Origin of the sequence: Paraburkholderia phenoliruptrix, from assembly GCF_019511605.1 — a bacterium.
GTDB lineage: Bacteria > Pseudomonadota > Gammaproteobacteria > Burkholderiales > Burkholderiaceae > Paraburkholderia > Paraburkholderia phenoliruptrix_A.
The window spans coordinates 191,867-214,585 of the sequence record NZ_JAEUAV010000008.1 but is presented as its reverse complement, the minus strand read 5'-3'; the positions used below and the strand labels follow the sequence as shown (position 1 = coordinate 214,585).

At 64.0% G+C, this 22,719-nt stretch carries 16 protein-coding genes; 5 read left to right on the top strand and 11 right to left on the bottom strand.

Annotation, left to right across the window (positions count from 1 at the left end; all coding sequences use genetic code 11):
- Positions 1-37: 37 nt before the first annotated feature.
- Both JNB89_RS13750 and JNB89_RS13745 read right to left on the bottom strand, forming a co-directional pair.
- Positions 38-3,448, bottom strand: a complete 3,411-nt coding sequence (locus tag JNB89_RS13750; RefSeq protein ID WP_220362522.1) for an alpha/beta fold hydrolase — start codon at positions 3,446-3,448, stop codon at positions 38-40.
- A gap of 195 nt (positions 3,449-3,643) precedes the next feature.
- Positions 3,644-4,435, bottom strand: a complete 792-nt coding sequence (locus JNB89_RS13745; RefSeq protein WP_220362521.1) for a hypothetical protein — start codon at positions 4,433-4,435, stop codon at positions 3,644-3,646.
- A gap of 383 nt (positions 4,436-4,818) precedes the next feature.
- Here JNB89_RS13745 and JNB89_RS13740 point away from each other — a divergent pair, with 383 nt between their 5' ends.
- Positions 4,819-6,609: an ATP-binding response regulator gene (locus JNB89_RS13740; protein ID WP_220362520.1), complete on the top strand. Its 1,791-nt coding sequence runs from the start codon at positions 4,819-4,821 to the stop codon at positions 6,607-6,609.
- Between the two features lie 4 nt (positions 6,610-6,613).
- Here JNB89_RS13740 and JNB89_RS13735 read toward each other — a convergent pair whose 3' ends face one another.
- From JNB89_RS13735 to JNB89_RS13720, 4 genes are all read right to left on the bottom strand, one after another.
- Entirely contained in the window at positions 6,614-7,378 is a 765-nt protein-coding gene (locus JNB89_RS13735; RefSeq protein WP_220362519.1) for a response regulator transcription factor, read from the bottom strand.
- Between the two features lie 342 nt (positions 7,379-7,720).
- Complete coding sequence (locus JNB89_RS13730; protein ID WP_013343120.1) at positions 7,721-7,873, bottom strand: hypothetical protein; 153 nt, start codon at positions 7,871-7,873, stop codon at positions 7,721-7,723.
- A complete protein-coding gene (gene cydB / locus JNB89_RS13725; protein WP_220362518.1) occupies positions 7,848-8,852 on the bottom strand; it encodes a cytochrome d ubiquinol oxidase subunit II in 1,005 nt (334 codons plus the stop codon). The genes JNB89_RS13730 and cydB overlap by 26 nt, the downstream gene beginning before the upstream one ends.
- 24 nt (positions 8,853-8,876) lie before the next feature.
- Positions 8,877-10,289 carry a cytochrome ubiquinol oxidase subunit I gene (locus JNB89_RS13720; RefSeq protein WP_220362517.1) on the bottom strand — a complete coding sequence of 471 codons (1,413 nt, stop codon included), beginning with the start codon at positions 10,287-10,289 and terminating at the stop codon, positions 8,877-8,879.
- A gap of 605 nt (positions 10,290-10,894) precedes the next feature.
- On the opposite strand from JNB89_RS13720, the gene JNB89_RS13715 reads away from it, so the two are divergent.
- The 3 genes from JNB89_RS13715 (at position 10,895) to ilvD (ending at position 15,211) form a co-directional block, all read left to right on the top strand.
- Positions 10,895-11,686 carry an NAD-dependent epimerase/dehydratase family protein gene (locus JNB89_RS13715; protein ID WP_220362516.1) on the top strand — a complete coding sequence of 264 codons (792 nt, stop codon included), beginning with the start codon at positions 10,895-10,897 and terminating at the stop codon, positions 11,684-11,686.
- Between the two features lie 62 nt (positions 11,687-11,748).
- Complete coding sequence (locus JNB89_RS13710; protein WP_220362515.1) at positions 11,749-13,047, top strand: MFS transporter; 1,299 nt, start codon at positions 11,749-11,751, stop codon at positions 13,045-13,047.
- A 304-nt stretch (positions 13,048-13,351) separates the two neighbouring features.
- Positions 13,352-15,211 carry a dihydroxy-acid dehydratase gene (ilvD, locus tag JNB89_RS13705; RefSeq protein ID WP_220362514.1) on the top strand — a complete coding sequence of 620 codons (1,860 nt, stop codon included), beginning with the start codon at positions 13,352-13,354 and terminating at the stop codon, positions 15,209-15,211.
- A 211-nt stretch (positions 15,212-15,422) separates the two neighbouring features.
- On the opposite strand, the gene JNB89_RS13700 is transcribed toward ilvD, so the two are convergent.
- A complete protein-coding gene (locus JNB89_RS13700) occupies positions 15,423-16,337 on the bottom strand; it encodes a 2-hydroxy-3-oxopropionate reductase (protein WP_262928127.1) in 915 nt (304 codons plus the stop codon).
- Positions 16,338-16,368: 31 nt separating this feature from the next.
- Complete coding sequence (garL, locus tag JNB89_RS13695; RefSeq protein ID WP_135895077.1) at positions 16,369-17,175, bottom strand: 2-dehydro-3-deoxyglucarate aldolase; 807 nt, start codon at positions 17,173-17,175, stop codon at positions 16,369-16,371.
- Positions 17,176-17,409: 234 nt separating this feature from the next.
- Here garL and JNB89_RS13690 point away from each other — a divergent pair, with 234 nt between their 5' ends.
- Positions 17,410-19,017, top strand: coding sequence for an aldehyde dehydrogenase (NADP(+)) (locus JNB89_RS13690; RefSeq protein ID WP_220362512.1), 1,608 nt, complete (start codon positions 17,410-17,412; stop codon positions 19,015-19,017).
- A 137-nt stretch (positions 19,018-19,154) separates the two neighbouring features.
- On the opposite strand, the gene JNB89_RS13685 is transcribed toward JNB89_RS13690, so the two are convergent.
- From JNB89_RS13685 to kdgD, 3 genes are all read right to left on the bottom strand, one after another.
- A complete protein-coding gene (locus JNB89_RS13685; protein WP_220362511.1) occupies positions 19,155-19,898 on the bottom strand; it encodes a FadR/GntR family transcriptional regulator in 744 nt (247 codons plus the stop codon).
- A gap of 153 nt (positions 19,899-20,051) precedes the next feature.
- Complete coding sequence (locus tag JNB89_RS13680) at positions 20,052-21,401, bottom strand: MFS transporter (RefSeq protein WP_220362510.1); 1,350 nt, start codon at positions 21,399-21,401, stop codon at positions 20,052-20,054.
- 271 nt (positions 21,402-21,672) lie between these two features.
- Positions 21,673-22,590, bottom strand: coding sequence for a 5-dehydro-4-deoxyglucarate dehydratase (gene kdgD, locus JNB89_RS13675; protein ID WP_013343130.1), 918 nt, complete (start codon positions 22,588-22,590; stop codon positions 21,673-21,675).
- Positions 22,591-22,719 lie beyond the last annotated feature (129 nt).

Genomic DNA, 22,719 nt, shown 5'->3' with positions numbered 1-22,719 from the left:
GCATGCTGCTGCGCGCTCACGCTAATGCGCGGACACTTCAGTGCGCGTTCAGATAGCTCGCGATAGTCGGATACACGTCGAGCGCAGCGTTCTTGCCGAAAATGCAGTCGATGTGTCCATAGCCCGGAATCAGGTAGCGCTCGTAAGGTTGCTCGGGAAAGGCGTCGGCAAGCATCTCATAGGTTAGCGCGGTGCTCTTCGGCACATACGTTGCGTTGCACTCGCCGTGGATGAAGGCAATCGGAATACGCATGCCTGTCAGGCCCTTCATGCCGCGCGCTCCACGCAGATAGACATCATTTCCTTCTGCGTCGACGACCTTGCCCGCGCGCACCATGGCCGCCAGATGCCTGAACACGCCGACGTCGTGCACGCCAAGCAATTCCTGCAAGTTGGAATGAAGCGTCTCGTTGACCTGCGCGTGTTCGTAGAGCAGCCCGTACATGAATGTGGCGCGATGGCAGATGGGATTGCCGCAGCCTTCGTCGTGATCGACGGGGTAGAGGCGCAGCGCTTCGTCGAACAGATTGTGCGGCCAGCGTTCGTCCTCGGTATAGGCGGTGAGATCGGTCACGCCCAGGTGTTGCATGATGTCGGGAATGTGCAGCCCCGCCTTGATGCGGCCAAGCGTGCCCGGCACCGGATGCGCGGCGACCTGGGAAATCACCGCGGAGCCCACGCCTTGCAGTCCCGCCATGAGCGACATGCTCAACGCGAGGCCGCCCATGCAGTGGCCGAGCGCCTGGATGGCGGGCGCGCCGGTCACCTCGCGAATCTTCGCGACGGCTGCGGGAATGTCCTCCAGTGCGACCTTGTCGACGTTGGTCGGCACGAGCACGCTCGGCATTTCTATGCTCACGCGCAGATCGACGAGCCATACGTCGTAACCCGCGGCGCACAGATATTCGACCAGATTGGTGCCGATCAGATCCGTCGAATAGATGCGACTCGACACGCCGGAGCCATGAATCAGCAACACGGGGCGCGCGTTCTTGCGCGCCGGATCGACAAAGCGCGTGAGCCGCAGACGCGTGCCGTCAGGCGTGTCGAAGAAGAACACTTGCGGCGCGGGCGCCCGCAATGCGCGCTTCAGACGCGGCGGCGCGTCGGGGTCGTGGTACTGCAAAGGCGCGGCGACGCCGCCGTATTCGCTGAACAGCACGCCCGCAAAGAACTTGCCGAACTTGAGCGTCCATTCGAGGCGGGTTTTCAGATCCGGAGCGTTGGTCACTTCGAGCGTGCGCTGCTGTTTCAGGAAATTTTCCGGCGTGATGATCAGCCTGGCGTTGCCAAGCGGCGGCACGTCGGCTTCCGGCGCTTCGAACACCTGCGCATAGAGCGTATTGGTCTGCTCCCACAACTCGAGCGGCGACGTGCGCGTGATGATTTTTTGCCCGCTCAGATAGTAGGTCTTGCCTTCCACGGTATTGAGCGTCATGCGGTAGTTCATGTTGCGCTCGTCGACATCTTGCGGGTCGGTCACGAACAGATTGAAGGTGCCGTCGGTAATCGTCATCGGCTGCGCGGACAGTGCAATGCAGCTCAACGTGCCGGCGGTCCGGGCCATATGATTGGGATCCCGAAGCATTGCGTCGAGGTCGTCGGACTCCACAGTCAGCGTGAAGGCCATCGGGCTCGCTGCGTCGTCGCTCGCGCCGGCCGGCGTGTAATGGCCGACCATTGTTTCGGTGAAGCGCAGGCCGATTTTTTGCGCGGGCGGCGCGGCGGCGGTGCCCCTGGAATCGTAGTCGATGGTCCAGCCTCGCGACGCCGCGAGCAGCGCGCAGTTGCGCTCGGCGAGCGCAGAGATGGTCCACAGCGGATTCACGCCGAGCGACATCGGCATGACCGCGCCGTCCATGACGTAGAGGCCGTCGTGCACATCCGTGCCGGTCATGCCGCTGAACACGCGGCCCATATGGTCGACCACACCCTGTTCGGCGTGCTCGCCCATTGCGCAGCCGCCGAGCGGATGCACGGTCACGGTGCGGTTGCCGAAGATGTCGTTGGAAATCGGGTCGCGCAGGTACTTGCCGCCTAGCGGGGCCGTCGCATTCTTCAGCGTTTCTTCGACGGTTTCGTAAATGAGCTGTTTACCGGCGTTTTCCCACGTAATGCGCGGGCGGCCCTTGTCGTTGACGCTGATCTGGCCGCTTTCGTCGTCGTGCGCCATCACGAGGTAGCTCTGCGTGTGATTCAGCGCGCCGCGATACGGTCCGTGCAGGACGCCTTCGACAACGCGTGCATCGTAAGCGAGTTGCTGCTCAACCGGGCGCGGGCCCGCGACGTCGACGCCCGAAAGCGGCGCAGCGGCGCCGAGCATGCCGACGAGCGCGGCGCCCACCGGCCCCGCGAGCGAGCCTTCTTCGATCACGAAGCCGTCTTTGACGTCAGGCGTATCGCGGTGATCGATCAGCCCCGTAATGGTGGGCCCTACGGGCGGAAGCTCGCCTTCCAGATGCGCGCCCCAGCCGACGCCGTTGATGGTGTCGTCGGTGTTGTAGGCGAAGGCCAGCACGTCGCCATTGCCGGTAAAGCGCTGGCCGAGCATGCCCGAGACGGTGAGCCCCTCATTGCGCGAACGCAGCAGCAACGCGGTCGAGCCGATTGTTCCCGCCGACACGATGACAACGTCCGCACTCACGAAAAGGTCAGGCGCGTCGTAGCTCTCACGCCCGAGGCGCACGAGTTGATAGCCCACTTGCCATTTCTGCGTATCGGTATTGCGGGTCACCGAATGGACGGCGGCGCCAGTGAAAATCTGCGCGCCGTGCGCGACTGCGTCGGGCAGATAGTTCATATGCGTCGAATTTTTTGCGTCGTAGTTGCAACCTGAGTTGCAGTCGCCGCATCCGGTGCAGGCTTTCTGGGCGACGCCGGCCGCGTTCGTGCGGTCTTCGAAAGTCACGGTCACGGGCGGCGTGCTGAAGTGATCGGCCATGCCGAGTGCCTCTGCGGACTTTGCGAGTGCCAGCAGTTTCGGCAGTTCGCGAAAACGGCCCGGAACCGGCGAGGGTTGCAACATGTCCCATGCGCGCTGATAACCTGTTTCGCGCCCAGCCTGGTCTTCGCGCAGCGCGGCGGGCCAGCGCGTGTCGTCCCACAGGCGCGGATCGACTTTGAGCGCGACGTTCGCGTTGATCAGCGAAGTGCCGCCAAGGCCGCAGCCCACCACTGCGTTCACGTCGTCGTTCACATGTACTTCGAGCAGCGCGAGTGGCGAGCCGATTTGCGCGGCTGGCGTGTTGTACTGGATCTGCGCGGCGCCCTGAAACGGTGTGCGCGGATATTCGCCGGCCATGAATTCGCGCCCACGTTCGAGCACGCAGACGCTGCGCCCCGCGCGCGCCATGCGGCTCGCGGCGATCGCGCCGCCGTAACCGGAACCGATCACCACCACTTCATAGTGCGATTTCATCGCCGTCACGGCGCTCGATAAGCGGTTCATACGCGACCACCTCGTCAGGAATCGATGCAGGGAAGGGACCGGGCGTCGGAAGGAAGACGGCGCGCTGCCGCGGCTTTTTTATCGTAGCCGGTGCGTGAGCACAAAAAAAGCGCTTCGTTACGATGCGCCGCGCGGCGCGATGGCGTTGCTGGCCTTGTTGGCGTGGATGGCTGTGCCGGTGCCTTTCATGCGGTGTTACGCGGCCGCTTCATTCATTTCGCTATCGTTCGACTCGGCAGCGAGCAGGTTCAGCGCGAGCAGAATCGCACTGCGATTGTCGACGTCGATCTCGATGCCGAGTACGTCCGTGAGCCAGCGGCCGATCTTCGTATTGGAAAAATCGTCGGCAGTGGCCGTCTTTTTCATCGTGACGCCGAGTTTGACGGCGCGATAGTGATAGGAGGGCACCCGATGCTGGGCCGCAACCGCAGACAGTCCGCCTTTGCCTTCCGAGCACCAGCCGAGGCTACCGGCCAGCACGATCCGTTCAGGCTCGTCCAGACTTTCGATGAAAGCGCGCGCCGCCAGCCGCACCCGTTGTTCGTCGAGGCCGTATTGCAGCAGCACGCTTTGCACGGGGTCTTCCAATGCCTGGGCGTGCAGATCGATTTCCTGCGCCATGCCCTCGGTTTCCATCGAGACGTTGCGTTGATGGCCGGCGCTGCGCAGGCAGTCGATCAGATAGCGGCGAAAGTATGCGCACAGTGCGTAGCTGTTGGAGGGCGCGCTGTCGGCGCATGCATGCGTTGCAGTGTGACCTGGCGCAAGACGCAGCACCTTGCAGTAAATGAACTGTGCGACGAGCTCCTCCTTGTCTTCGCCAAGCGCCTGCAATTCCAGCGGATGGTAGGTGCGCAGTGCCCGCTTGACGAGTTCGACCATCGACACCATTTCGTCGCCGGATAACTGGGTGCGGCGGCGCCACAGATCGGGCAGGATCGCGTCGTCGAGATTGCGGACGAACTCGTGGCTCGGAACTGCGCCCATGAAAGCCTCCATTAGGTAAAGGGGTGACGGGGTAAGGCGGCGGTTACGCGAAAGCGCAGCAAGCCCTGAATGCAGGCGAAAAACGGATGACGGGAAGGTTGCGGCCGCGCCGTGTTGGTGAAGGCAGTATGGTCGTGCGCAACCGCTTCGCCTATATGGATTAAGTGTTAGCCGATGGGTAAACTGCCGGGTAAACCATCCGGCAGCACACCTGTCATTCGTCTGATGAGAAAAGCGGTTGCAGCGCGCCGCTGCATTGCGGCCTTTGCGTTTCAGTAAGACCGAGCAAGCTCCTGCGCACCATGCCTCGCCGCGCTTCGCGCGAGCGCCGGGCTTTCGCGCCCCATCACCGAATTTGCCCTGCCCGACAAGGAGACCGCGCGATGCGGGCTGTCCCGATCCAGCATGCAATCGACGAAGACCTGGTGCGCGTGCTGTACGCGCAAGATCCAATCGCATTCTTCACGCACTGGTTTTCGATTGCGGTACTGGTGGCGCTTTACTGGCCGGCAATTCCGTCGCCGCCGCTCTTCATTGCCTGCTTCGGCTTTTATGCGGCGGCCAATTGCGCGGGCCTCGCGCTATGGATCTGCAACCGGCGCTATCCGCATCTGCTGTCGCCGCGCGGCTGGATCAACCTGCATGCGGTGCGCGGCGTGTTGCTCTACAGTGCGCCCGGCCTCGCGATCTGGTTCGCGTTCCAGAGTCCGCAAAGCGACTTGCCGCTGCTGCATACGGTGATGCTCGTTACGCTCGCAGCCGGCGTGTTCATGTCCAATGGCTTCGATCTGCTCAATTTCGCCACCGCGATTCCATTTCTGCTGTTTCCGTCGATCGTGCTGCACGTCGGCATGCATACGTTCGACCGCACGATTCTTGCCATCGTGCTCGCGTTCTTCTTTTGCGCGATCAACGTGTATGCGCTCAGCTACCGCAAACTGTTCCAGCAGGTGGTGCAGGCGCGAGTGGACCAACAGTACCTCGCGGAATCGCTCGCGGTGCAAAAGCATGTTGCGGAAGAGGCGAGTCTCGCGAAAACGCGCTTTTTCGCAGCCGCGAGCCACGATCTGCGGCAGCCGCTGCACGCAATCGGACTGCTCGCGGCCTCGCTCAACGATCCGGCGGCGACGCCCGCGCAGCATGCGAAGACTGCCGAGCACATCGTCCATAACGTCGAGGCGCTGAACCAGCTGTTCAACCAGGTGCTCGACCTCGCACGGCTGGAAAGCGGCGTGACGCAGGTGATCCGCCTGCATTTCCGGCTCTCGGAACTGTTCGAGCGGGTGGGTAGCCAGTATCGTCCGCAGGCGGCGGCGAAGGGGCTCGCGCTGCGCATCGCGCCGACCTCGATGGTGGTGTACGACGATCCGGTGCTGCTGGAGCGCGTGCTGAGCAATCTGCTCTCGAATGCCGTGCGCTATACCGAAGAGGGCGCGATCTGGCTCGGCTTGCGGCGCGCGGGGCGAGCCGCGGGCGGCTTTATCGAAGTGCGCGATTCAGGCATCGGCATTGCGCCGGAAGAGCACGAGCGCATTTTCGAAGAGTTCTATCAGGTCGCGAACCCTCACCGAGATGCCCGCCAGGGGCACGGCCTCGGCCTGCCGACGGTCAAGCGCCTCGTCGGCATGCTCGGCGGCGAGTTGCAGTTGCGCTCTGCGCCCGGGCGCGGCTCGGTGTTTCGCTTTCCGGTGCATGCGGGCGATGCGGGCGGCGTCGTTGCGAATCTGAACGAGACGGTCGCCGGCGCTCCGGTGGGCGATGGGCGGCGCGTGCTGTGCATCGACGACGAGCCGTCGATTCTCGAAGGTCTGACAAGCCTGCTCGGCCGCTGGGGTTGCACCGTGCGCGGCGCGCGCGACGAAACCGCGGCGTTGGCCGCGCTCGAAGACGGCTTTGTGCCCGACGCGGTGCTTTGCGATTATCAGTTGGCCAATCACCGGACCGGTGCGCAGGCGCTAACGGCGGTGCGCAACATGCTCGCGCGTGCCGGGCACGAGAATGTCGTGACGCTGCTGATTACCGGCGATATGGCGTCGGCAGAACTGACGGCTCTTGCGTTGCAAGGCATTCCGGTACTGCACAAGCCCGTCACGGCGGCGCGCTTGCGGCGCACGCTGGACATGCTGTGGCAGCAGGCAGAGCTGGACAAAGGACGGACGGCTTCCACGCCGTGAACGCCTACAAGGTTTTCCCCGCTTCGAGCCAGCCGTTGACCACTGCAATGGCCGTCGACCGGTTGTGCACACCGAGTGCCCGAAAGATCACCGACAGATGCACCTTGACCGTGCCCTCCGCGACGCCCAGTTCGCGCGCGATCATCTTGTTGGTCCAGCCGCGATGCACGAGCCGCATGATGTCCTGTTGACGCGGCGACAGATTTTCCAGCAGATGCTGCTGATGCGGCTGCAACGCCGGGCTTGGCGCGCCGGGTTCGGCGAGCGTCGTCGCCGTATCCTGTACTGCCGAGCTTGCCGTGGCCTGCTGCGTGGGCGCCGGGTTCACGCGCTCCGCGCTTGCGTCGGGGGATGGGACCTCGCGCGAGCCGAGCAGGCTGAGAGCTTCCATCGGCACGTAGGCGCCGCCCGACAGCACGAGTTCGATGGCCTTGAGCATGACGCTCGCGGGCTGGCGCTTCGGCACGAAGCCGAGCGCGCCCGCGGCCAGTACGGCGCGCATTTCGTCGGGCGACTCTTCCGCGGAGAGCACGACCACCGGCAGCGCGGGATTGGCCTTCAAGAGCACTTCCAGCGACGACGCGCCGCTCATGCCCGGCATATGTAGATCGACGATCGCGAGATCGTGGTCCGCGTCGGGCCGCGCGGCCGCGGCCAGCGTTTCCCACGTGTCGGCTTCGTCGAACAGGGCGTCGGGGTCGAGCCCGCGCAGCATGCCCTTGACGCCTTGCCGGATCAGTTCATGGTCGTCCGCCACAAGAAACTTCATGATGTCTCCACGAGTCGAGCTTGCGTGTTGTGGACTACCGCCGTTGCCAGGTCCCGTTTTACTTCTATTGTCGTGAATCGCATCATTGCCGGCTACCCCGTGATCGTAAGCCGATCGGTTGGCGCGGCGGGCCTTGCGGCTCGCCGCGCCGTCATTCTCTGCTTGTGGCATCGCCGGCGCCACGCTTTTTTGTTTGTATTGTGCTGGCTGGTCTCTGTCGCGCATCGGCCCCGGCTTGCTACGTAGACGAGCCGCGCGCGCCGTTTTTTAAGCGGCGCGGCAGCGGACGCAGAAGGTTATGCCAAGCGGATGGAGACGCCCGGGCGCGCGTGCGCCGGGGCCTTATTTCACTGCAAAAAGCGTCGCATTCATCAGAAGCTTGAAGGCGTAACCGAGCGACATCGCAGAGCCCACGCCGAAGCACCACAGTGCGATGAACCAGAGCCAGCCCGGCAGCTTGCGCGCGGACTTAGTGATAGTGATGTTGGTCGCCATGACGCACCTTCCCGCGAAATACCCAGTAACCCATCGTCGTATAGGCAATGATGATCGGCAGAATCACCACCGCGCCAACCAGCGTAAACGTCTGGCTGGAGCGCGGCGCGGCCGCTTCCCACAGCGTGACGCTCGACGGAATCGCATACGGCCACAGGCTCACCAGCAAGCCCGCATAGCCGAGCAGCACGAGCAGCAGCGCGAGCGCGAACGGCGTGTTGTGATGCCGCTCGCGCACCGCGCGGCGCATGAAGAACGCGCACGCGGCAACCAGGAACGGCACCGGCAGCAGCCGGTAGAAGAGGCCGTCGTCGAACCAGCGCTGCGCGATGTTCGGGTCCTGCAGCGGCGTCCACAGGCTCACCGTCGCGATGAAGCCGAGCAGCACGACCGTCAGCGGCCAGACCACGCGATGCAGGCGGCGCTGCAGATCGCCTTCGGTCTTCGCGACCAGCCAGCAGCAGCCCAGCAACGCATAGGTGACGACGAGCCCGAGGCCCGTCAGCAGGCTGAACGGCGTGAGCCAGCCGAAGGCGTCGCCGGCGTAGGCGCCGTCAATCACCGGAATGCCCTGCAAAAACGCGCCCAGCGCGACGCCCTGGAAAAACGCGGCGCCCGCCGAGCCGCCGATAAAAGCAAGATCCCACAGGTGCCGCGTGCGGTTCGCCTTCGCGCGAATCTCGAACGACACGCCGCGAAAGATCAGGAACACCAGCATGAAGATGAGCGGCAGATAAAGTGCGGAGAGCACCGTCGAATACACCATCGGGAACACGGCGAAGAGCGCGGCGCCGCCGAGCACGAGCCACGTCTCGTTGCCGTCCCAGACGGGCGCGACGGTGTTCATCATCAGATCGCGTTCTTTCTCGTCGGGGAAAAACGGAAAGACGATGCCTATGCCGAGATCGAAGCCGTCCAGCACGACATACATGAAAAGGCCCAGTGCGATGATCGCGGCCCACACTACGGTGACGTCCATTTGGTTACTCGCAAGCTGCTTGGGTTAGGCGGCGTCGATCATCTGATCGGCGGCGGAGAAAGGGCGGCGCGCCGTCTGGTTCGGCGTGTGGTCCGGCACGCCGTGCGGCGTCTGACCGGGCAGGGCCGGACCGGAGCGCATCAGCTTGAGCATGTAGTAGATGCCCGTGCCGAACACGAGAAAGTAGACGACCACGAACGCCATCAGCGAAATGCCGACCTGCTGTGCGGTGAGCGGCGACACGGCCTGCGAGGTACGCATCACGCCGTACACGACCCACGGCTGGCGGCCGGCTTCCGTGGTGACCCAGCCCGCCAGCAGCGAGAGGAAGCCGCTCGGGGCCATGGCCACGGCAAAGCGGTGGAACCACTTCGATTCGAACAGGCGGCCGCGGCGGCGCAGCAGCCATGCGGCGACCGACATTGCGATCATCAGCATGCCGAGGCCCACCATGATGCGAAAGCTCCAGAACACCACCGTCGAATTCGGCCGGTCCTCAGGCGGGAATTCTTTCAGGCCGCGAATTTCGCCGTCCCAGCTATGCGTGAGGATCAGGCTGCCGAGGTGAGGAATCGACACGGCGTAGCGCGTGGTTTGCGCCTGCATGTCAGGAATGCCGAACAGGTTCAGCGCGGTGCCGCCTTTCTCCGTTTCCCACAGACCTTCGATGGCCGCGATCTTGGCCGGCTGATATTCGCGGGTGTTCAGGCCATGCTGGTCGCCGACGAACGCCTGGATCGGCGTGAGGACGAGCAGCAGCCACAGCGCCATGGAGAACATTTTCTTGACGGCCGGATCGCGCCGTCCGCGCAGCAGATGCCACGCACCCACCGCTGCGACGACGAGCCCCGCCACAATGAACGCCGCGAGCGCCATATGCGCAAGCCGGTAGGGGAACGACGGGTTGAAGATGATCTTGAACCAGTCAAGCGGCACGACCTGGCCGTTCACCACTTCGAAGCCTTGCGGCGTTTGCATCCAGCTATTCGACGCGAGAATCCAGAAAGTGGAGATCAGCGTGCCGATGGCCACCATCAGCGTGGCGCCGAAGTGAGCGCGCGGGCTCACGCGCTGCCAGCCGAACAGCATGATGCCGAGAAAGCCGGCTTCGAGAAAGAACGCGGTCATGACCTCGTACATCAGAAGCGGTCCGGTGACAGGCCCGGCGAAGCTGGAAAATCCCGACCAGTTGGTGCCGAATTGGTAGCTCATCACGACGCCGGAGACCACGCCCATGCCGAACGCAACGGCGAAAATCTTCGACCAGAACAAGCACAGGTCTTTGTAGTAGGCCTTGCCGGTCTTGAGCCAGCGCCATTCGAGCACCGCGATGAAACTCGCGAGGCCGATGCTCAACGCCGGAAACACGATGTGGAAGGAAACAGTGAACGCGAACTGGATGCGGGCGAGGTCGAATGCCGATATTGCGGAGTTCATGATGGTGAAGGCGTGATGCCGCTCGTTGCGGACTACGCGCGTCGACCGGTGTCGGTGCGCACTGCGTTTCGCAGATGGCCGAAGATTAGGGCAAGGCGGGAATTGATGCTGCGGCGCGACGTGCGTCAACAAACCGCGTTGTTTTATCTGCCAGATGCTTTGTTGTTGCGCAAATGACTGATCTATATCAGCTTTTTCTGATGGCTCAGTAGGGCGGATTATGAGCCGCAGGGCGGGTGAGTGCGGCAATCGACCGCGTCGCAACATGGTCATTGCGGGCGATTTGCAGCCGGGGTGAGCGTGTTGCGGTGCGGCTTCGCGGATCGCGTGGACAGGCGTTGGCGATTATCTGTCGCAGAGCGGTTGATCCTCCCGCGTCGTTATACGACATCGCATGATATATGCAAGCATTTCATGTCTGCTGAACGCCGCGTACGCGAAAAGGGCTAGTGGCAACTACGGGTAAATGCCTAGTTGAAATCCGTTCCGCCATCGTTAATAGTACGTTATCGTACAACCAGCCATCCATCCGCAGACAATCCCACCCCGAGCCCCGGCGATCAGCGTCGACCTCGCCGGCGGGCCGGTGCAGTAAAGGAATCCGTATGAAAAAGATCGCCCTCAGTGGCGCAGGTGGCCAGCTCGGCTCAGTCGTGCGCGCCGCATTCATCGCGCGCGGCATGCCGCTGCGCTCGGCGGCCGGCTCGAAACCGCTTACACCGCTCGTCGACGGCGAAGACGTGATGCACGGCGACCTGCGCGACCCGGCGGTGGTCGATCGTCTGCTCGACGGTGTGGACGTGCTGATCCACTTTGCCGGCACGAGCGTCGAGCGCCCGCTGCCCGAGATCATCGAAAACAACTTGCGCGGCCTCGTCGAAGTGTACGAAGGCGCGCGGCGCCACTGCGTCAAGCGCATCGTGTTCGCCAGTTCCAATCACGCTATCGGCATGTACCCCGTAACCGAGCGTCTGTCGCTCGACTGCGAGCTGCGTCCGGACGGCTTCTACGGCCTCAGCAAGGTGTGGGGCGAGGCGCTCGCTCGCATGTACTGGGACAAGCATGGCATCGAGAGCGTGTGCGTGCGCATTGGCAGTTGTCTCGAACGGCCGACCGAACCGCGCCATTTGAGCACCTGGTTCGGCCATGCCGATCTGATGCATTTCCTCGATCGCTGCATCGAGGCAGAAGAGCTGGGCTTTCTCACCGTGTGGGGCGTGTCGGCCAATACGCGCAGCTGGTGGGACAACAGCGGCGCGGCGCGCCTCGGCTACACGCCCACGCAGAACGCCGAGGACTACGCCGAAGAAGTGCTGGCCCGACCCAATCCGCTCGATGCATTGGGCCAGCGCTTCCAGGGCGGCGGCTTCGTCGGCATCGACTATTCGCGCGATTGAGAGCGCACTGCGCGGGCGCCGCGCGCCAGAAGCACGTTCAAGCATTACCAGGAGACGCAGCAATGAAGATAAAGGGTATCCGCTGGTGGATGGTCAGTCTGGTCGCGGCCGGACTAATCATCAATTATCTGGCGCGCAACACGCTGTCGGTGGCCGCACCGACTCTGATGAAAGACCTCCACATCACCACCGAGCAATACGCTCACGTGGTGATCGCGTGGCAGCTTTGCTATGCATTCATGCAGCCGGTTGCGGGCTTCCTGCTCGATACGGTCGGCACCAAGATCGGCTTCGCCGCGTTCGCGCTGGCGTGGTCGCTCGCCTGCGCGGCGGCGGCGTGGTCGACGGGCTGGCGCAGCCTCGCATTTTTCCGCGGCCTGCTCGGCATCGCGGAGGCGGCAGGCATTCCGGCCGGCGTGAAGGCGACGAGCGAATGGTTCCCGGCGAAAGAGCGGTCGGTGGCGATCGGCTGGTTCAACATCGGCTCGTCGATTGGCGCCTTGCTGGCGCCGCCGCTCGTGGTGTGGGCGCTGCTGCATGGCGAGTGGCAACTGGCATTCGTGATTGTCGGCGTGGCCGGGATTGTCTGGAGCGCCGTGTGGATGCTGCTGTACAAGCACCCGCGCAATCAGAAAATGCTGGGCGATGCCGAGCGCGACTACATTCTGAGCGGTCAGGAGGCGAAGCACAGCGACAGCGGCGCGCCGAGGCGCAACTGGTTCGCCATGCTGAAGAGCCGCGACTTCTGGGCGATCGGCATTCCGCGCATTCTGTCGGAGCCTGCATGGCAGACCTTTAACGCATGGATCCCGCTCTACATGATGACCGAGCGTCACATGAACCTGAAGGAAATCGCGCTGTACGCATGGATGCCGTTTCTTGCCGCGGATATCGGCTGCGTGCTGGGCGGCTACCTGAGCCCGCTCTTTCACAAGTACGCGAAGGTGTCGCTCTTCACGTCGCGCAAGATGGTGTTCGTGGTGGGCGCACTGTGCATGATCGGACCGGCGTGCGTGGGCCTCGTCGCGAGTCCGTATGTGGCGGTGGCGCTGCTGTGCGTGGGCGGCTTTGCGCACCAGACGCTGTCGGGCGCGTTGTACGCGATCACTTCCGACATGTTCGGCAAGAACGAAGTTGCGACCGCAACGGGTATGGGCGGCATGGCCGGCTACCTGGGCGCGGCGGCGTTCACGGCGCTGTTCGGCGTGCTCGTCACGCAGGTCGGCTATAGCCCGCTTTTCGTGCTGCTGGCGGTGTTCGACATCATCGCGGCCGGCGTGGTGTGCCTGCTGGCAAGGAGCGCAGACAAGACGCCGGAGCCGCACTGGTCGCAAGTCAACGGGACGGTGGCCGCCAAATAAACGGCGCCCGCTTTCTGACGACATGTTGTGCCGCGATCATTCACCCGGCGCAACGCTGAATCGGAACGGCGCCTGCGGGCGCCGTTTTCTTTTGGCGGATTCCTTTTGACGTTCGCGCGGCCAGCTTCGCCGTGCGTGCCGCACCGTCGCTTGTGACCGCACACGACGCACGTGCGGTCAGGCGCTGTGGGATAATCGTGTGCTTTGCCCGCGGCGCGGCTCAAAAGGTTGTTCGCACGGGCGTTCGAGGGGCCGTCACTCCCTTGGCCCGCTTCTTTCAAGCGATATTCATTCAACAACCACGATGCCCGCATACCGTTCCAAAACCTCCACCGCCGGCCGCAACATGGCAGGCGCGCGCTCGCTGTGGCGCGCGACCGGCATGAAAGACGAAGATTTTTCGAAGCCGATCATCGCGGTGGTCAACTCGTTCACCCAGTTCGTGCCCGGCCACGTGCACCTGAAAGACCTCGGCCAGCTCGTCGCGCGCGAGATCGAAGCAGCCGGCGGCGTCGCCAAGGAGTTCAACACCATTGCTGTCGACGACGGCATTGCAATGGGCCACGACGGCATGCTGTACTCGCTGCCGAGCCGCGACATCATTGCGGATTCGGTGGAGTACATGGTCAACGCGCACTGCGCCGACGCAATGGTGTGCATCTCGAACTGCGACAAGATCACACCCGGCATGCTGATGGCTGCGATGCGCCTGAACATCCCCGTGGTGTTCGTTTCCGGCGGCCCGATGGAAGCCGGCAAGACGCGCCTCGCGAATCCGAAAACCGGCACGATCGAGTTCAAGAAACTCGACCTGGTGGACGCCATGGTGATTGCCGCCGACAAGGCCTATTCCGACGCCGACGTCGCCGAAGTGGAGCGCTCCGCCTGTCCGACCTGCGGTTCGTGCTCGGGCATGTTCACGGCCAATTCGATGAACTGCCTGACCGAGGCACTGGGTCTTTCGTTGCCGGGCAACGGCACGGTGGTCGCGACGCACGCGGACCGCGAGCAGCTCTTCAAGCGCGCCGGCCGTCGCATCGTCGAACTGGCGCGCGAATACTACGAAGAGGAAAAGGCGAGCGTGCTGCCGCGCGCGGTGGGCTTCAAGGCCTTTGAAAATGCGATGACGCTCGACATCGCTATGGGCGGTTCCACCAACACTATTCTCCACTTGCTCGCCATTGCGCGCGAAGCAGGAATCGACTTCACGATGGCCGACATCGACCGCCTGTCGCGTGTCGTGCCGCAACTGTGCAAGGTGGCGCCCAACACCAACAAGTACCACATTGAAGACGTGCATCGCGCGGGCGGCATCATGGCGATTCTCGGCGAGCTGGACCGCGCGGGCAAACTGCACACGGACGTACCCACGGTCCACGCCCCCACGCTGAAAGACGCGCTCGATCAGTGGGACATCGTCCGCACGCAGGATGAAGCGGTTCGCACGTTCTATATGGCAGGCCCGGCGGGCATTCCGACCCAGGTGGCCTTCAGCCAGAACACGCGCTGGCCGAGCCTCGACCTCGACCGCGCGGAAGGCTGCATTCGCTCGTACGAGCACGCGTTCTCGAAGGAAGGCGGCCTGGCGGTGCTGACAGGCAATATCGCGCTCGACGGCTGCGTGGTGAAAACCGCCGGCGTCGACGAAAGCATTCTGGTGTTCGAAGGCACGGCGCACGTAACCGAATCGCAGGACGAAGCGGTCGAAAACATTCTCGCGGGCAAGGTGAAGGCGGGAGATGTGGTGATCGTGCGTTACGAAGGTCCGAAGGGCGGACCGGGCATGCAGGAAATGCTTTATCCGACGAGCTACATCAAATCCCAGGGGCTCGGCAAAGCCTGCGCGCTGCTGACCGACGGCCGTTTTTCGGGCGGCACCTCGGGCCTGTCCATCGGCCACTGCTCGCCGGAAGCGGCGGCGGGCGGCGCGATTGGCCTCGTGCGCGACGGCGACAAGATCCGCATCGACATTCCAAACCGCACGATCAACGTGCTGGTGTCGGACGCGGAGCTGGCAAGCCGCCGCGAGGAGCAGAATGCGAAGGGCTGGAAGCCGGCGAAGCCGCGTCCGCGTCAGGTGTCCGCGGCGCTCAAGGCCTACGCGAAGCTGGTGATGTCCGCAGACAAGGGCGCGGTGCGCGATCTGTCGCTGCTGGACGATTGATTCTGAGGTGGATGTCGCTGGGGCCTTGCGCCCCGGTGCGCAGAAAACCGCTCCCAGTCGGGAGCGGTTTTTTTTCGCGGTGATCGGGGCGCTTGCGCCGCGCTTCGTGCCTGCTGCTAATCCATCAAATTCGCGATCAAATTCGCGATCAGGTTCGTCCGGTTCGCGCCGGTTCGATCAAAGCTCGTACTTCCCGTAAGCGTGCGGCGAATCAGCCTTTCTGCTGACCGATCTCATGATTGGCGAGCACTTCGAGCGCGCGCACCATCGCCGAGTGATCCCACGCTTTGCCGCCGTGTGCGACGCAGGCGTTGAAGAGCGCCTGGCAAGTGGCCGTGTTCGGCAGCGACACTCCCAGCGCTTGCGCGGTGGAAAGCGCGAGATTCAAATCCTTCTGATGCAGCTCGATGCGAAAGCCCGGGTCGAACGTGCGCTTCGTCATCCGTTCGCCATGCACTTCGAGAATGCGCGAGGACGCAAAGCCGCCCATCAGTGCTTCGCGCACGCGCGCCGGGTCCACGCCGGCCTTGGACGCGAGCAGCAGCGCCTCGCCGACCGCCTCTATGGTGGCCGCGACGATCACCTGATTGGCAACCTTGCACACCTGTCCCGCGCCTACCGCGCCAATCAGCGTGACGTTCTTGCCCATCATGTCGAAGAGCGGCTTCACGCTGTCGAAGGTAGCCTGCTCGCCGCCCACCATGATCGTGAGCGAACCCGCCTTTGCGCCGACTTCGCCGCCCGACACGGGCGCGTCCAGATAATCGGCGCCAGTCTCGCGCACACGGGCCGCGAACTCGCGCGTCGCCATCGGCGAAATGGAGCTCATGTCGACCACCGTTTGGCCCGCGCGCAGCGCGCTTGCCAGTCCGTTATCGCCGAACAGCACGCGCTCGACGTCCGGCGTATCGGGCACCATGATAAAGATCACGTCCGCCTGCGCGGCGACTGCGGCGGGACTGTCGCAGGCTTGCGCGCCGGCCTGGGTGAGATCGTCCGGCACGCCGCTGCGCGTGAATGTGGCGAGCGCGACGCCGTTCTTCAGGAGGTTCGCGGCCATGGGCTTGCCCATGATGCCGAGTCCGATAAAGCCTGCTTTTTGCATGGAATGCTCCGGAGAGGTCATGACGGTCTGGCTCGAGCCCGCGCTGCGCGGGTCAGCCCGCATCCGCCGGTTTCTTGATGAAGTGTCGGTGAACGTCCTGCGCGGCATTCCTCAGAAGCCCCAGGTCGGCGCACACGGCGATCACGCGGCAACCCATTGCGAGATAGCGTTCGGCGTCCGCTTGCACCGGTGCAAGAATGCCGCTCGGCTTGCCCGCGGCCTGCGCGCGCTCGAACACGTGCGCGATGGCTTGCTGCACCTGCGGGTGCGCGGCGTTGCCGAGATGCCCGTAAGATGCCGCGAGGTCGGATGGACCGACGAACACGGCGTCCACGCCGTCGACGGCCAGAATCGCGTCGATCGAGTCCACGGCCGCGCGGCTCTCTATCTGCACGATGACACAGACATTCTGGTTGGCCATGTCAAAATAGCCGGGTACCGTCGCGTAACGGTTGCCGCGGTGAGCCACGGAGACGCCGCGCACACCTTGCGGCGGATAGCGCGTGGCGGCAACCGCGCGCGCCGCATCGTCGGCGTTATCGACGAACGGCACGAGGAAGTTCGAGAAGCCGCTGTCCAGCAGCCGTTTGATGACCACGCTGTCGTTGGCCGGCGGACGCACGACCGGCGCGCTGCGGCTGTCCTTGAGCGACATCAGTTGCGGAATCAGCGTGAGGACGTCGTTCGGCGCATGTTCGGCGTCGAGCAGCATCCAGTCGAAGCCGATCACGCCAAGCAGTTCGGTGACGATCGGGCTCGCGAGCGACGCCCAGCAGCCGATCAGAGTGTCGCCACTGCGCACCGCGTGGCGGAAACTGTTGGGAAGAGACTGATAAGGCGGGCAGGGCGCGGCTGACATGAACGTGTTCCTCGAACGGCAATGGATCGGGTCAAGTTCGACGATGGCTGAACCGCTTGTTATAGGTCGTCGTATATCTAGCGCAGAGTAGCACCGGGTCCGGTCGTTGTAACGGTCAGGTTAACCCGAACTTCCCGCCGATCGCACCATAGCGACGCCAGTTGCGGTTGCGCCGGCCCGGCTTGATGTTGTAGGATGACTTATATCTACCCGCTTTCAATACAAGGAAGAGACATGTCCCACCCAAGCGAAGTGACCGGCCAGATCACAGGCGAGATGCTGATCGGCCGCAAGGCGGTGCGCGGCGCCGAAGAGGCGCTCCACGCATTCAATCCGGCCACCGGCACGGACATCGCCGAGCCGGTGTTCGGCAGCGGCTCGGCGAGCGACGTCGACGCGGCATGCAAACTGGCGCAAGCGGCATTTGATCCGTACCGGCAACTGCCGCTCGAGGTGCGCGCGGAGTTTCTCGAACGTATCGCGGATGGCATCACGGCCTTGGGCGACGCGTTGATCGAGCGCGCGCAGCAGGAGTCGGGCTTGCCGAAGGCGCGTCTGGAAGGCGAGCGCGGCCGCACGACCGGCCAGCTCAAGCTGTTCGCGCAAGTGGTGCGCTCGGGCCAGTGGCTCGCCGCGACGCTCGATTCGCCGCTGCCGGAGCGCAAGCCGCTGCCGCGTTCGGATCTGCGCATGCAGAAGATTCCGCTGGGCCCGGTCGCGGTGTTCGGCGCGAGCAATTTCCCGCTGGCGTTCTCGGTGGCGGGTGGCGACACGGCTGCGGCGCTCGCGGCCGGTTGCCCGGTCGTGGTGAAGGCGCACCGCGCCCACCTCGGCACGTCCGAGATGGTCGGCCGCGTGATTCAACGCGTCGCCGAGGAAATGGATTTGCCGGAAGGCGTCTTCTCGCTGATCGTCGGCGCGGGCAATTCGATCGGCGAGGCGCTCGTCGCGCATCCGGCCATCAAGGCGGTCGGCTTCACGGGTTCGCGCGCGGGCGGCTTGTCGCTGATGCGCGTGGCGGCGGCGCGCCCCGAGCCGATTCCGGTCTATGCGGAAATGAGCAGCATCAACCCGGTGTTTCTGCTGTCGAACGCGCTCGCGCAGCGCACCGAGAGCATCGCGCGCGGCTTCGTGGATTCGCTCGTGCTCGGCGCCGGCCAGTTCTGCACGAACCCTGGCCTCGCCATCGCGGTGGACGGCGACGCGCTGAAGGGTTTCGTCGCGGCAGCGTCTGAAGCGCTCGCGGCCAAGCCCGCGCAGACCATGCTGACCTCGGGCATCTACTCAGCCTATACGGAAGGCGAGGGCAAGCTCGGCGCGACGAAGGGCGTGGAAACGGTGGCGCGCGGCGCCGACGTGACGGGCCCGAATCAGGCGCGTGCAGCGCTGTTCGTCACCGACGCGCAGACCTTTCTCGCCACGCCGGCGCTGGAGGACGAGGTGTTCGGACCGGCCTCGACCATTGTGCGTTGCAAGGACGAAGCCGAGCTGCTGCAGGTTGCCGAGCATTTCGCCGGTCAATTGACCGCGACGATCCAGATGGACGCCGCCGACGTGGCGGTAGCCCGCAAGCTCGTGCCGATTCTCGAGCGCAAGGCCGGGCGGCTGCTGGTCAACGGTTTTCCGACCGGCGTGGAAGTTTGCCACGCGATGGTTCACGGCGGCCCGTTCCCGGCCACGTCCGACAGCCGTGCAACCTCGGTTGGCACCACGGCGATGGAGCGCTTCCTGCGCCCGGTGTGCTATCAGGACTTCCCGGCGGATCTGCTGCCGCAGGCGCTCGCCGACGCCAATCCGCTTAACCTGTGGCGTCGTCGCGATGGCGAGATCACGCGCAGCTAAGCGTTTCTGATCCGCGAGTCGCACGAAAAAATGGCCGGGGAGTTTGAGCTCCCCGGCCATTCTGTTTTTGCGCTTGGCGTGGACATCGGCGCTGCATCCGCGTCGGCGCGCTTGCGCCGCGCAAGACCGCTTATTGCTCAGCTATTAGCCTCGGACGTTTCGTTCGCGCGGCGCAGGCGTTCGCGGCTGTTCGACAGATGCATGCGCATGGCCGCGCGCGCGCCCTCGGCGTCGTGCCGGCTGATCGCTTCAAGAATGCTTTCGTGCTCGAGGTTGACGAGCGACAGATACGCGTCCGGCTCCGCGCGCGCGATACCGGCCGAATCCAGACGGTTGCGCGGAATCAGCGCACTGCCCATTTGCGTGAGGATGTCGACGAAATAGCGGTTGCCGGTGGCGCGCGCTACCGAAATATGGAATTGCAAATCGGCGTCCACACTGTCCAGCCCGTTGTGGCGCGTGGCTTCGATTGCGTCGAGCGCGGCGCGCATGCGTGCGAGGTCGTCGGGCTTGGCGCGCTGCGCCGCGAGGCCCGCACACTCGGTTTCCAGACTGATACGCAGTTCGAGAATGCACAGCACGTCGCGCAGCGTGGTGGCGGGCACCATGTCGATACCGAGCTTCTCGCGCTGCGGCTCGAGCACGAAGCTGCCTATGCCGTGCCGCGTCTCGATGATCTTGCCCGCCTGCAGGCGTGAAATCGCTTCGCGAATGACCGTGCGGCTCACGCTCAGCGTGACCATGAGTTGCGATTCGGTGGGCAACTTGTCGCCCGGCTTCAGCGCATTGGACGCAATCTGCTCGGTGACGTAGTTGACGACGAGCTCGGCAAGATTACGAGCGCGTCGTGGCGGTGCCGCGGATGCGAGTGGTGTAGCCATCGAAAACGCCCCTGAATCAGATAGTTGCAGATGCTTCCTGCGGTCCATTATACCGTCGTCTGACGACTGATTATAGAAAGGCCCGGATCATTTTCAGCGGCTTGCGTGTGCGCCACAGCCGTCGCGCACACGCAAGCCCGCCAGCGCCGCGCGTCACCGCGGGCGCAGTTCTACCCGCTTGATGTCCTTCACGATCACAAGATAGCTGAACACCGTGAGCAGTGCATTCGCGCCGACGAATACCAGCGCGCCGTTGAACGAGCCGCTTTGCGCAACCAGGTAGCCGATCACGATCGGCGTGACGATGCCCGCCACGTTGCCGAACATATTGAAGATGCCGCCCGACAAGCCGAGCGCTTCCTTCGGCGACGTGTCCGCGACCACCGCCCAGCCAAGCGCGCCGATGCCTTTGCCGAAGAACGCGAGCGACATGAGCGCGACGACGATCCAGTCGGTGGACACGTAGTTGCAGCCGATGATCGAGACCGACAGCAGCATTCCGCCGACAATCGGCACCTTGCGCGCGACGGTCAGCGAATAGCCGCGGCGGATCAGCGAATCCGACAGAATGCCGCCGAGCACGCCGCCCGAGAACCCGCAGATCGCGGGCAGCGAAGCAACGAGGCCCGCCTGCAGGATCGTCATGTGACGCGCCTGCACCAGGTAGATCGGAAACCATGTCAGGAAGAAGTACGTCAGCACGTTGATGCAGTACTGCGCGAGATAGACGCCGACCAGCATCCGGTTGCTCAGCAGTTGACGCACGAGCGACCAGCCGCCGGTCTGCTCGACGCCGGCGGAGGCCGCTTTCTGCTGGCCGTTCACCACGCCGCCGCCTTGTTCGATGTACTCCAGTTCGGCAGCCGACACGCCCGGGTGGTCGGCGGGATGCTTCATCACCTTGAGCCAGGTGAGCGCGAGCAGCAGGCCGGCGACGCCCATCACCACATACACCATGTGCCAGCCGAAGGCGTGCGTGAGCCAGGCCATGAGCGGCGTGAACACGACCGCCGCGAAGTATTGCGCCGAGTTGAAGATCGCGGACGCGGTGCCGCGTTCCCTGGTCGGAAACCAGCTTGCCACGACCTTGGCGTTGGCCGGAAAGGCCGGCGATTCCGCCGCGCCCATCGCGAAACGCAGCACGAACAGACCGGTTACCGCGGCAGCGGCGCTGCCGAGCAATCCAATCGAGCTTTGCAGGAGCGTGAAAAGCGACCAGAAGAAAATGCTTGCCGCGTACACGCGCCGCGCCCCGAAGCGGTCGAGCAGCCAGCCGGCCGGCAGTTGCGACAGCACATAAGCCCAACTGAACGCGGAGAAAATGTAGCCCATGCGGATCGCGTCGAAGCCGAACTCCGTGCGCATTGCCGAGCCGGTGACCGAAAGCGTCGCACGGTCCGCGTAGTTGAAGGTGGTGATTACAAAGATCAGCAGCAGGATCGCGTAGCGGACTTTGGTGCGCTTTGCGACGTTCGCGGAACTGGCCGTGCGGCTCATGTCCATGGTCATCTCCTTAATTCTTATGCAAGGGAGCGGGCTTTCGGCCACGTGCGTGGCGGCCGCTATCGCAGGTGCGAAAACGCCCGGCGACGCTGCCGTCCCCGGGCGTTGCTTGCGTTGCCGTCTAAGCGGTTTTCATGGGCGGCGGTTGTGCGCGTGGCCGCCGAGGCGTCGGAGCGTCGAAGCGTCGGAGCGTCGGCCGCGACGCGATCCGCTACTGCGCGTTGCTGCCCGTGGTTGCCCGTGGTTGCCCGTGGTTGCCCGTGGTTGCCCGTTACTGCGGGCCGAGCGTCTTGATGAGCGCGTCGAGCTGCGCCGTTTCTTCTTCGGTCAGGTCCGTGAGCGGGGCGCGGACCGGGCCGGCGCTGTGGCCGACCAGCCTCGCGCCCGCCTTGACGATGCTCACCGCGTAGCCGGCGCGGCGGTTGCGGATCTTCAGGTACGGCAGGAAGAACTCGTCGATCAGCTTGCCGACGGTTGCGTGGTCGTCCGCCGCGATAGCGCGGTAGAACTCCATCGCGGTCTTCGGAATGAAGTTGAACACCGCCGACGAGTACACCGGCACGCCGAGCGCCTTGTAGGCTGCGGCATACACTTCCGCGGTCGGCAGACCACCGAGGTACGAGAAGCGGTCGCCGAGGCGGCGGCGAATCGTCACCATGTTTTCGATCTCGCCCACGCCGTCCTTGAAGCCGATGAGGTTCGGGCAACGCTCGGCGAGCCCTTCGAGCATGTCGGCGTTAAGCTTCGAATTGGCGCGGTTGTAGATGATCACGCCCATGTTCGGCACGGCCTTGCAGACTTCTTCGGCGTGCGCCGCGATGCCTTCCTGGCAGGCTTCAGTCAGATAGTGCGGCATCAGCAGAATGCCGTTCGCGCCGTGGCGCTCGGCTTCTTTCGCGTATTCGATCGCTACGCGCGTCGGGCCGCCCGCGCCGGCCAGAATCGGCACCTTGCCCTTGCAGACTTCGGTCGCGGTGCGCACCACGTTCGAATAGTCGTTGTGCGTGAGCGAGAAAAACTCGCCGGTGCCGCCTGCAACGAACAGTGCCGACGCGCCATACGGAGCGAGCCATTCGAGGCGCTCGGCGTATGTGTCGGCGCGGAAGTCGCCTTTTTCGTCGAAGTCCGTAACGGGGAAGGAGAGGAGGCCTTGCGAAACGATCTGCTTGAGTTCCTGCGGTGTCGTCATGATGTATCCCGGCGTCGGTATGGGTTGTTCGATAGAAATGAAGATTTCTTATACGTCATCGTACAACAACAATTCGCCCAACTCAACGGTGATTTCGCGGCATAATGCTGTGCTTAGGGTAAATACGGA